The organism is Pseudomonas sp. D47 (genome assembly GCF_045447305.1).
GTDB lineage: Bacteria > Pseudomonadota > Gammaproteobacteria > Pseudomonadales > Pseudomonadaceae > Aquipseudomonas.
The window spans coordinates 31,834-41,498 of the sequence record NZ_JBJGXU010000052.1; the positions used below are offsets into that span (position 1 = coordinate 31,834).

8 protein-coding genes and 1 pseudogene are annotated in these 9,665 nt (G+C 60.6%); 5 read left to right on the forward strand and 4 right to left on the reverse strand.

Going from position 1 to position 9,665, the window contains the following annotated elements; all coding sequences use genetic code 11:
* Positions 1-369 precede the first annotated feature (369 nt).
* Together macA and ACI77I_RS24825 are read left to right on the forward strand one after the other, a co-directional pair.
* Complete coding sequence (gene macA / locus ACI77I_RS24820; protein WP_406998807.1) at positions 370-1,521, forward strand: macrolide transporter subunit MacA; 1,152 nt, start codon at positions 370-372, stop codon at positions 1,519-1,521.
* Between the two features lie 3 nt (positions 1,522-1,524).
* Complete coding sequence (locus tag ACI77I_RS24825) at positions 1,525-3,483, forward strand: MacB family efflux pump subunit (protein WP_406998809.1); 1,959 nt, start codon at positions 1,525-1,527, stop codon at positions 3,481-3,483.
* 136 nt (positions 3,484-3,619) lie between these two features.
* Here ACI77I_RS24825 and ACI77I_RS24830 read toward each other — a convergent pair whose 3' ends face one another.
* Together ACI77I_RS24830 and ACI77I_RS24835 are read right to left on the reverse strand one after the other, a co-directional pair.
* Complete coding sequence (locus ACI77I_RS24830) at positions 3,620-4,297, reverse strand: response regulator transcription factor (protein ID WP_094952733.1); 678 nt, start codon at positions 4,295-4,297, stop codon at positions 3,620-3,622.
* A 231-nt stretch (positions 4,298-4,528) separates the two neighbouring features.
* Positions 4,529-5,773: a methionine gamma-lyase gene (locus ACI77I_RS24835; RefSeq protein ID WP_406998811.1), complete on the reverse strand. Its 1,245-nt coding sequence runs from the start codon at positions 5,771-5,773 to the stop codon at positions 4,529-4,531.
* A 123-nt stretch (positions 5,774-5,896) separates the two neighbouring features.
* Here ACI77I_RS24835 and ACI77I_RS24840 point away from each other — a divergent pair, with 123 nt between their 5' ends.
* Together ACI77I_RS24840 and ACI77I_RS24845 are read left to right on the forward strand one after the other, a co-directional pair.
* The gene (locus ACI77I_RS24840) at positions 5,897-6,367 is read left to right on the forward strand and encodes an Lrp/AsnC family transcriptional regulator (protein ID WP_094952731.1); all 471 of its coding nucleotides are present in this window, start codon (positions 5,897-5,899) and stop codon (positions 6,365-6,367) included.
* A 194-nt stretch (positions 6,368-6,561) separates the two neighbouring features.
* Positions 6,562-6,636: pseudogene (locus ACI77I_RS24845) on the forward strand (carboxymuconolactone decarboxylase family protein); the annotation flags it as partial.
* Between the two features lie 4 nt (positions 6,637-6,640).
* On the opposite strand, the gene ACI77I_RS24850 reads toward ACI77I_RS24845, so the two are convergent.
* Entirely contained in the window at positions 6,641-7,411 is a 771-nt protein-coding gene (locus ACI77I_RS24850; protein WP_242155738.1) for a helix-turn-helix domain-containing protein, read from the reverse strand.
* Positions 7,412-7,509: 98 nt separating this feature from the next.
* Between ACI77I_RS24850 and ACI77I_RS24855 the strand changes: the two genes are divergently transcribed.
* Positions 7,510-8,640, forward strand: a complete 1,131-nt coding sequence (locus tag ACI77I_RS24855) for an MFS transporter (RefSeq protein WP_094952729.1) — start codon at positions 7,510-7,512, stop codon at positions 8,638-8,640.
* Here ACI77I_RS24855 and ACI77I_RS24860 read toward each other — a convergent pair.
* Positions 8,630-9,665: TonB-dependent siderophore receptor (locus tag ACI77I_RS24860; RefSeq protein WP_406998814.1), on the reverse strand; the 1,036-nt coding region annotated here is incomplete at its 5' end. The genes ACI77I_RS24855 and ACI77I_RS24860 overlap by 11 nt on opposite strands.

Sequence of the window (9,665 nt, forward strand, 5' to 3'; positions counted from 1 at the left end):
GTAACCAAAAGGTCCTCGCCCCACCACTCGGCACCTCGCTTAGGCTCGGTGTGCCCTCACGCAGGCTTGAATCCGTGGGCCGCCGCGATGGGCCATCCTTGGCCGGTTACCCACGTATTCAAGCCTGAGTTCGGCCAGCGTGGTTTAACGGGGCGCCTCAGATCAAAAGCAAGATCAAGATCAAAAGCAGATCAAGAGCCGAGTGATCTCTTCCTGATGTATGGAGATCCAAATGTGGGAGCTGGCTTGCCTGCGATAGCGGTGTATCAGCCAGGCACACAGTGACTGACACTCTGCAATCGCAGGCAAGCCAGCTCCCACACTAGACCGTGTTCGCTGTAGACCCTCTTCATCTTTTTATGGTCATTTATGCAAAAGTCAACGTCTCGCAAACTCGGAATGCTCGCGGTATTGGCGGTTGCCATCGGCCTTGTCGTCTACACCGTTCAAGCACCCGCCGACGCGCCGCAATACCTCACCGCCACGGCTGAACGGGGTGATATTGAAAATGCCGTCCTAGCTACTGGCGTGCTGGAAGGCATCAAGCAGGTTGACGTCGGTGCCCAGGTTTCCGGGCAGTTGAAGTCGCTCAAGGTCAAGGTCGGCGACAAGGTGAAGAAGGGCCAATGGCTCGCCGAAATTGACCCGTTGATCCTGCAAAATACCCTGCGCAAAGCCCAGGTTGATGAAGAAAACCTGCAGGCTCAGCGACGTGCCACGGCGGCGCAGCTCAAGCAGGCCAAGTCTGTCTATGAGCGCTACAAAGGCTTGCAGGTCGACGAATCGGTGTCGCGCCAGGATTTTGAGGACGCCGAGTCGACCTTTCAGGTGCAGCAAGCCAACCTGTTGTCCCTGGATGCGCAGATCAAAAGCGCGCATATCCAGATCGACACCGCCAAGGTCAACCTGGCCTATACCCGCATCGTCGCGCCCATCGACGGTGATGTGGTCGGCATCGTCACCCAGGAAGGCCAGACGGTGATTGCCAGCCAGTTGGCGCCGGTACTGCTCAAGCTGGCGGACCTGGACACCATGACCGTCAAGGCCCAGGTGTCCGAGGCGGATGTGATTCACATCAGCCCCGGCCAGCAGGTGTATTTCACCATCCTCGGCGAGGCCGACAAGCGCTACTACGCCAAGCTGCGTGGCACGGAGCCGGCGCCGCAGAGCTTCCTCGAGACCCCGACCGCCGGCACGCCCAAGCAGAACACGGCGGTGTTTTACAACGCGCTGTTCGACGTGCCTAACCCCGACCACCGTCTGCGCATCGCTATGACCGCCCAGGTGCGGATCGTGCTCGATACTGCCCAGGCCGCCTTGATGGTGCCGGTGGCGGCGCTCGGTGCGCGTAATGCCGATGGCAGCTATCCGCTGCGCGTGCTGGATGCCAAGGGCAAGGCCGTGTCGCGCGATGTGCAGATCGGCATCAATAACAACGTCAAAGTGCAGATTCTGGACGGCCTGGTCGAGGGCGATAAAGTGGTGATCGGCGACGCATCGCCTGTTGTGGCGGGGAGTTGACCCATGACCCAGCCACTGTTGGAACTCAAGGGCATCACCCGCAGTTTCATGGCCGGCGAGCGCGAGTTCATTGCGCTCAAGGGTATCGACCTGACCATTCACGCCGGGGAAATGCTCGCGATTATCGGCGCTTCCGGCTCGGGTAAATCGACGCTGATGAACATCCTTGGCGGCCTGGATTACGCCACTGCCGGCAGCTACAAGATCAATGGCATCGAAACTCTCTCGCTGGGCGATGAGCAACTGGCGGAACTGCGCCGCGATTACTTCGGCTTTATCTTCCAGCGCTACCACTTGCTCGCGCACCTGAGTGCTTTGCACAACGTGGAAATGCCGGCGATTTACGCCGGTACTCCCGAGACGCAACGCCACAGCCGCGCACGCGATTTGCTCACGCGCCTGGGCCTGGCGGGGCACACCAGTCACCGGCCGAGCCAGTTGTCCGGTGGGCAGCAACAGCGGGTGAGTATTGCCCGCGCGTTGATGAACGGCGGTGAGGTGATCCTCGCCGACGAGCCCACCGGTGCCCTCGACACCCACAGCGGCAAGGAGGTGATGCGCATCCTAGCCGAGCTGCACGCCGCCGGGCACACGGTGATTATTGTGACCCACGACCCGAAGGTCGCGGCGAATGCCCAGCGCATTGTCGAGGTGTGTGACGGCGAGATTGTCAGCGACAAGGCCAATGACCGTGTCGGGCTGGACGCGCCCACTGAGGCGCCCATCGAGACCCGGCGCAGCGGCGCCCGACGGTTGGTGGCGAGCCTGGGTTTGTTCAAGGAAGCGTTCAACATGGCCTGGGTCGCGCTGATTTCCCATCGCATGCGCACCTTGCTGACCATGCTCGGTATCGTCATCGGTATCACCTCGGTGGTGTCGATCTCGGCCATCGGCGAAGGTGCCAAGCGTTATGTGCTCAAGGACATCCAGGCCATCGGCAGCAACACCATCGACATCTTTTCCGGTACCAGTTTTGGTGACAGCCGCGCGTCAGCCATCGAGACGCTGATGCCGTCGGATGTGGAGGCATTGAATCAGCTGTATTACGTCGACAGTGCCACGCCGGTGGTGGGGCGTAACCTGCTGCTGCGTTTTGGCAATATCGACCTGGATGCACAGGTCAATGGTGTCAGCGACCGCTACTTCAAAGTCAAAGGGCTGAAGCTGGAAGCCGGGATTGCCTTCAGCGAAAACGACGCGCGGCGCCAGGCGCAGGTGGTGGTGATCGACCACAACACCCGGCATCGCCTGTTCGGGCCGAATGTGGACCCGTTGGGCCAGGTGATCCTGGTCGGCAACCTGCCGTGCACGGTGATTGGTGTGACGGCCGACAATAAGAACATGTTCGCCGCCAGCAAGGCGCTGAACGTGTGGGTGCCTTACGAAACCGCGGCCGGACGCCTTCTGGGCCAGCGCCATCTGGACAGCATCACCGTGCGTATCAAGGACGGCCAGCCGAGCAAGGTGGTGGAAGAAAACGTCAATAAGCTCATGCTGCAACGCCATGGCACCAAGGATTTTTTCACCAATAACCTCGACAGCATCATGCAGACGGTGCAGAAAACCAGCCGCTCGCTGGCGCTGCTGTTGTCGCTGATCGCGGTGATCTCGTTGTTGGTGGGCGGCATCGGGGTGATGAACATCATGCTGGTGTCGGTCACCGAGCGTACCCGCGAGATCGGCATTCGCATGGCGGTGGGGGCGCGTCAGTCGGATATCCGCCAGCAGTTTTTGGTGGAGGCGGTGATGGTGTGCTTGATCGGCGGGATGATCGGGATCTCGTTGTCCTTTGCGATCGGCTATCTGTTTTCGTTGTTTGTGAAGGAGTGGGAGATGGTGTTTTCCTTAGGCTCGATCGTGACCGCGTTTGCCTGCTCGACCCTGATCGGCATTGTGTTTGGCTTTGTGCCGGCCAGGAATGCGGCGCTGCTGGACCCGATTGAGGCGTTGGCACGGGACTGACTGGATCAGGTATCACTGACACTGGAGATCAAATGTGGGAGCGGGCTTGCTCGCGAAAGCGGTGGGTCAGCAGTACATTTGGCGCTGACACACCGCATTCGCGAGCAAGCCCGCTCCCACAGGGTTTTTTGGTGATTCAGAGGATTGTGACCGTTCCTTCCTCAGTCGCATACATCCACCGCAATAACGAATGCCGCCCACTGATCCCCAGCTTGATTGCGGCGCGCTTGAGGTAACTCTCGATGGTGTTGACCTTCAGCGTCAGTTGCTCCGCCAACTCCGGTGCAGTGCGCCCGGCTAGCAGACCAACGCACACCTCGAGCTCGCGGTTGGACAAGGTCAGCCCCGATTGCACCAGGCGTTCTTCAATGCGTCGGCGCAGGGTTTCGATGCCCTGGTTTTCCGGCATTGCCGGGTCGTTGTTCTGGCGGCACGGCTGGATCGCGGTGATGTGTTTTTCCACCATCGGCAGCAGCAGCGTGGAGAAGTCCTGCAGCATGCTGCGTTCTTGCGGCGAAAAACTTTCCGACTGGTGCGAGCGGTACACCGACAACACGTAGCTTACATCGTCCTTGCGGCGCGTGAGGTGCAGTTGGGCTGCCGGTTGTTCTGCGCCTAAGGCCACTACCGAATCGGTGTAGACCGGGCTGATCCGGCGGCGGGTATGGCCTTCGGCACCCACCCGCAGCTGCGTGATATGGGTAGCGTCCACTGCCAGTTGGGTAAGGATGAGGTCATGCAGCATACGTGGGAAGTGGCGACTGCCGGTGCTGGCGATGACCTTGCCTATATGTGGGAACAGGTGTGAGTTCATCAGTTCTTCCATGAGTTTCGAGTGCAGGTATTCAGCCTTATAGCGACGGGGTTTAATAAGGTAACCAGGGTGAATAACCTACGGTGATAATCCCCCCGCCGAGACCTATGCTAGTACAGCATTGCGAGCTGAGGGGGATCCAATCTGGAAAAATCAGATTAAAAACGCATAACGATGGTCGGACCTGTCCGACTCACCGTGTGTGGGAAAGTATTACTTGGCATGTAGGCCTTATTTTACTGCGTGCTCTTCTATCATCGCCTGACGCGGGGCGGCGCGGGTGCACTTGGCCAGCGCCTGCTGCACATCCGCCAGCAGGTCGGCGATGTCTTCCAGCCCCACCGACAATCGCACCAGGCCTTCACTGATACCGTGTTGCGCGCGTTCTTCCGGGGTGTAGGTGGAATGGGTCATGCTCGCCGGGTGCTGGGCCAGTGACTCGGCATCGCCCAGGCTCACCGCGCGGGTGAACAGCTTGAGGGCATTCATGAAGCGCCGCCCGGTCTCAATCCCGCCCTTGAGTTCGAAGGCGATCATGCCGCCGGACTGCTTCATCTGCCGCGCCGCCAGTTCGTACTGTGGGAAAGAACGCAGCCCGGGGTAGGTCACCCACTGCACGGCCGGGTGCGCCTGCAAAGCTTCGGCCACTGCCTGGGCATTGCTGCAATGGCGATCCATGCGCAGCGCCAACGTCTTGAGCCCGCGCATCAGCAAGGACGCATCCTGTGGCGACATCACCGCGCCGGTCAGGTCCTTGAGCCCTTGCAGGCGGATGCGTTGCGCCAGGGCCTGGCCGCTCACGGCGATACCCGCAGTGATATCGCCGTGGCCGCTGAGGTACTTGGTGGCTGAGTGCACCACCACGTCGGCACCCAGTTCCAGAGGGCGTTGCAGGTAAGGCGTGCAGTAGGTGTTGTCGACTACCACCGTGACATTCGGTTGCTGGTGCGCAAGTTCGGCCACGGCGGCAATGTCCACCAGACGCAGGTTGGGGTTGGCCGGGGTTTCGCAGTAGATCATGCGGGTGGCGGGGGAGAGCGCCGCACGTAAGGCGGCCAGGTCGGTGAGGTCGACATGGCGCACCTTGATGCCGAACTCGCCAATGCCATGGTGCAGCAGGGCGAAGGTGCAACCGTAGAGGGTCTGGCTGACGATCACTTCATCGCCAGGGCGCAGCAGGGTCCAGAACGTCGCGGCAATCGCGCCCATGCCGGAGCTGAAGGCCACGGCGGCCTCCCCGTTTTCCAGGGCGGCCATGCGCGTTTCCAGCAGGGCCAGGGTTGGGTTAGAGATGCGTGTATAGAAGTGGCCGCTGGCTTCGCCGGCAAAACAGGCGGCGCCGTATTCGGCGGTGGGGAAGGCGAAGGTGGCGGACAGGTAGATCGGCGGAACGAGGGCGCCGTGGTGGTCTTTGGGGTCATAGCCGTGGTGGATGGCGCGGGTGGAAAAGCCGAATGCATTATGTTTATTGTTCATGTCGGGCGCTCCTTATTTCCTATAATGCTATGCTCATAACCAAGGAAGAAAGTTGCAAAGTTTGCCGATATTTCCCGCGTTAAGGGATGGAACGTCCATAAAAATAATGAGTAGAGGCAAGATATGCCCGTCAATCTTGATCGCACTGACAAGGCTCTTTTGAACGCGTTGCAAGGCAATGCCCGTCTGACCGTGGCGGAGTTGGCTGACCGGGTGGCCCTGACCACCTCACCGTGTTGGCGCCGGGTGCGGAGCCTGGAGGAGAGTGGGGTGATCAGTGGGTATCAGGCGATCCTGTCGCCCAAGGCGTTGGGGTATGGGGTGACGGCGTTTGTCAGTATCATGATGGACAGTCATACGCGGGAAATTGCTCGGGCGTTTGAGCAGCGGCTGTTGGAGATTCCTGAGATTGTGGCGTGCCATAACGTGTCGGGGCGGTATGATTTTTTGCTTGAGGTGGTGGCTCGGGATCTGGAGTCGTTTGGGGAGTTTGCGCGGGAGGTGTTGCAGACGTTGCCTTGTGTTAAGGAGATTTATTCGAGTTTTTCGTATAAGTCGGTGCGGCGGTTGCGGGTGATTCCTTTGCCGGAGTGATTGGGTACATATCCGTTGCTGCGGTAGCAGCGGCTTAGGGTTCCGGCCTTACGGCGGGTCACTTTTGTAAAGACACAAAAGCAACCAAAAAGTCTTTGCCCCACCACTCGGATTCAAGCCTGCGTTCGGCCGTCGTGGTTTAACGGGGCGGCTCAGATCAAGATCAAAAGCGAGAGCACGGCGGCCTAGTAGCCGACCTGAGTGTGGCCATCGCCACCATCAACAGCTGGAACCGCCTGGCCGTGGGCTTTCGCAAGATGCCCAAGTGAGCCCTCAGCGTGACTTGAAATACCCGCGTGGCGTGGTGCCGGTCATGCCCTTGAAGAAAGCGATCAACGCGCTGTCACTGGCAAAGCCCAACTCGAAAGCGCAGTAGCCCAGGCTCCGGCCGCTCGCAAGCAGTTCGATGACCCGCATCAAACGCCACTGTTGGCGCCATTGCTGATACCCCAGGCCGGTTTCCCGCAGGAAAATCCGGCCGATGGTCTTGGCGCTGGCGCCAATCTGCTTTTCCAGCTCTTGCAGGGTGGGCGGCAGCGTTTGGAGATCGACCAGCAACGGTGCCAGGCGTTTGTCCTGCGGCAAGGGCAGGAGCATCGGTTGCTCGGTAGCAGCCTGGATTTCGTCCAGGCACAGCCCCAACAAATGGGCGTACCGGCCGGCCTGCCAGTCGGTCTCGAAGGGCGCCATCGCCATCGGTTCCAGCACCGCGCGCAACAAGGCGCTCACCTCGATCACCCGTACCTGTTTCGGCAATTGCTCGGCCAACGCCGGGCTCACATACACCGAACGGTAATCCACGGTTTTGTGCATCACCGCGCGATGGGGTACGCCGCAGGGTATCCACGCCGCGCGCGTAGGCGGCAGCAGGCAAAGTTGGTTGTCCAGGGTGATACGGGTGCAGCCTTGCTGAGTGAACAACAGTTGCCCACGCTGGTGCCGGTGCAGACCGGAGTCATGGTCGCCAAGCAGTGCGGCGATGCCGATGACCGGGGCCGTCAAGCGGTCGGGATCGAAAGATGCGGTGGCGGAGAGCCAGGCCATAGGTTGTCCGATTCGATGGATAAGCTGTCGAAGTTTGGATAATACCCCAGTCGCCAGTCCTTACACTCCTTGCACTGTTAAATGGGAGTGAGTGGGTGATGAACGTTAAAAACCTGCTGGTGCTGGCGATGGCGTTGCTGATGTTTCCGCAACTGGCCCAAACGCTGTATAGCCCGGCCCTGGGTGACATCGGCCGGGCCTTTGCGGTCGGGCCTGAACGGGCAGGGCAGACACTGTCGGTGTACTTCCTGGCGTTCGCCTTTGGCGTCGTGGTGTGGGGCCGGCTGTGTGATCGCTGGGGGCGGCGGCCGGTGATGTTGGCCGGGTTGGCGCTGTACGTTGGCGCCTCGGCGCTGGCCTTGAAAATGACCACGTTCAACGCTTTGCTGCTGGCCCAGGCCTTGGCGGCGTTTGGCGCGGCCGTGGGTTCGGTCGTCACGCAGACGCTGTTGCGCGACCGCTACCATGGCGCCGAACTGGCCCAGGTGTTTTCGCTGATGGGCATTGCCCTGGCTGCCAGCCCGGCACTGGGTTTGTTCAGTGGCGCGACGCTGGTGCAGTACTTTGGCTATCGCGGCGTGCTCACCGGTTTGCTGCTGCTTGCACTGGCGCTGTGGGGTTGGTGCTTGTGGGCCTTGCCCGAGACGCGGCCTGCATCGTTACCGACGGCATCGCTGCCCCAGACCTTGGGCCTGATGCTCAGGGACGCGGGAATATGGCGTTCGGTCGGCTTGGTGGCGGCGTTCAATATTGCACTGTTCGGCTATTACAGCGTGGGCCCGTTTATCTTCGCGCGACAGGGGTTGTCTGCCGCCGAGTTCGGCTACAGCGGCGTGCTACTGGCGCTGGGGTCAGGGCTTGGCGCGTGGCTGAACACGCGCTTGCTCAAGCGCGGCATGAACGGTGAGCAGTTGGTGCTGACCGCTGCAGCTATCGCGGTGCTGGGTGGTTTGTTGGTACTGCTGCTGCAGCACAGCTGGTTATTCGTAGGGCCGATGTTGCTGGTGGTGTTGGCGTTCGGCATGGCGATTCCCAATGTGTTGGGGGCCGCGTTGGTCGCCTATCGCGACCGGCTGGGCACCGCCGCTGCGCTGTTTGGCTTGATGTATTACCTGCTGATCGGTGCCGGGCTCAGCTTGGTAGCCTGGGCCCAGGATCTGGGTTGGAGCCTGTTGATCTGTGGTCTGGCCGCGCTGTGGCTGGCAGCGCCGCGTGTGTTCAGAAGTTGACCGTGGCGCTCAGGCGTGCGGTCAACGGCGCGCCCTGGAACAGGTAGTCATCGCCCATGTATTCGCCCGCGTCGCGCCAGTAGCGCTTGTCGAACAGGTTGTCGACGCTCAGGCGAAACACCGTCTCATAGCCATCGAGTTTGGTGGTGTAGCGACTGCCGACATTGACCACCGCGTAATCCCCGACCTCAACATTGCCGGTGCGGTTGGCGGACTTCTTGGCGCTGTATTGCACGCCGCCGAGCACGGCCAACCCGTTCACCCACGGCAGGGCGTAGTCGGCGTACACGCTGGCGCGCAGTTTGGGCACGTTGATCGCCTGATGGCCTTCGTAATCCGGCGTGCCGCTGCCGTTCACCCGCGCGCGAATCGCCGCCACGCTGGTTGCGATTTGCAGGCGGTCGGTGGCCCAGCCGTTGGCCGACAATTCAATCCCGGTGTTCTTTTGCTGGCCCTGTTGCACGTAGGTGAACTCGATACCTTCGGGCTTGGCGTATTGATAGGCCTGGCGCGTCTGGAACACGGCGGCGGCGAAGCTGATGCGGCGCCAGTCGTATTTCACGCCGGCTTCGATTTGGCGTGAGACGGTTGGGGCAAGGGTGTCGCCTTTATGGGTGGCGAACCACGGCGCCGTACCGCCCAGTGACAGGCCCTTGCTGTAGCTGGTGTACAGCGAGATGTTTTCCACTGGCTTATAGATCAGCGAGGCTTGCGGCAAGAATACGTATTGCTGCGTGTGGCGATTTTCGTTGCCATTCACATCGAAGGCTTTTTCATCCAGGCGTACCTCGCGACCACCGAGGATGGTTTGCCATTGTTCGTTGAAACGAATGCGGTCAGTGACGAACAGTCCGTACTGGCGGCTGTCGAGGTTGCGGTGGCTGTCGTTCAGCGGTTTATCGGTAGGCTTGAAAGTCGGTGCGTCTTCGTTGATGTTGCCGCTGCCGATGTATTCGTTGACCGCTTCGCGTTTGTCGATCACCCGGCGAAACGCGCTGGTGCCAAAGGTCAGTTCATGGCCCAGG

What these genes read in the sequence shown, in the direction of transcription:
- macA (WP_406998807.1), top strand. Translation starts at nt 370, where the DNA reads ATGCAAAAGTCAACGTCTCGCAAACTCGGAATGCTCGCGGTATTGGCG.
- ACI77I_RS24825 (WP_406998809.1), top strand. Translation starts at nt 1,525, where the DNA reads ATGACCCAGCCACTGTTGGAACTCAAGGGCATCACCCGCAGTTTCATG.
- ACI77I_RS24830 (WP_094952733.1), bottom strand. Translation starts at nt 4,297, where the DNA reads ATGAACTCACACCTGTTCCCACATATAGGCAAGGTCATCGCCAGCACC.
- ACI77I_RS24835 (WP_406998811.1), bottom strand. Translation starts at nt 5,773, where the DNA reads ATGAACAATAAACATAATGCATTCGGCTTTTCCACCCGCGCCATCCAC.
- ACI77I_RS24840 (WP_094952731.1), top strand. Translation starts at nt 5,897, where the DNA reads ATGCCCGTCAATCTTGATCGCACTGACAAGGCTCTTTTGAACGCGTTG.
- ACI77I_RS24850 (WP_242155738.1), bottom strand. Translation starts at nt 7,411, where the DNA reads ATGGCCTGGCTCTCCGCCACCGCATCTTTCGATCCCGACCGCTTGACG.
- ACI77I_RS24855 (WP_094952729.1), top strand. Translation starts at nt 7,510, where the DNA reads ATGAACGTTAAAAACCTGCTGGTGCTGGCGATGGCGTTGCTGATGTTT.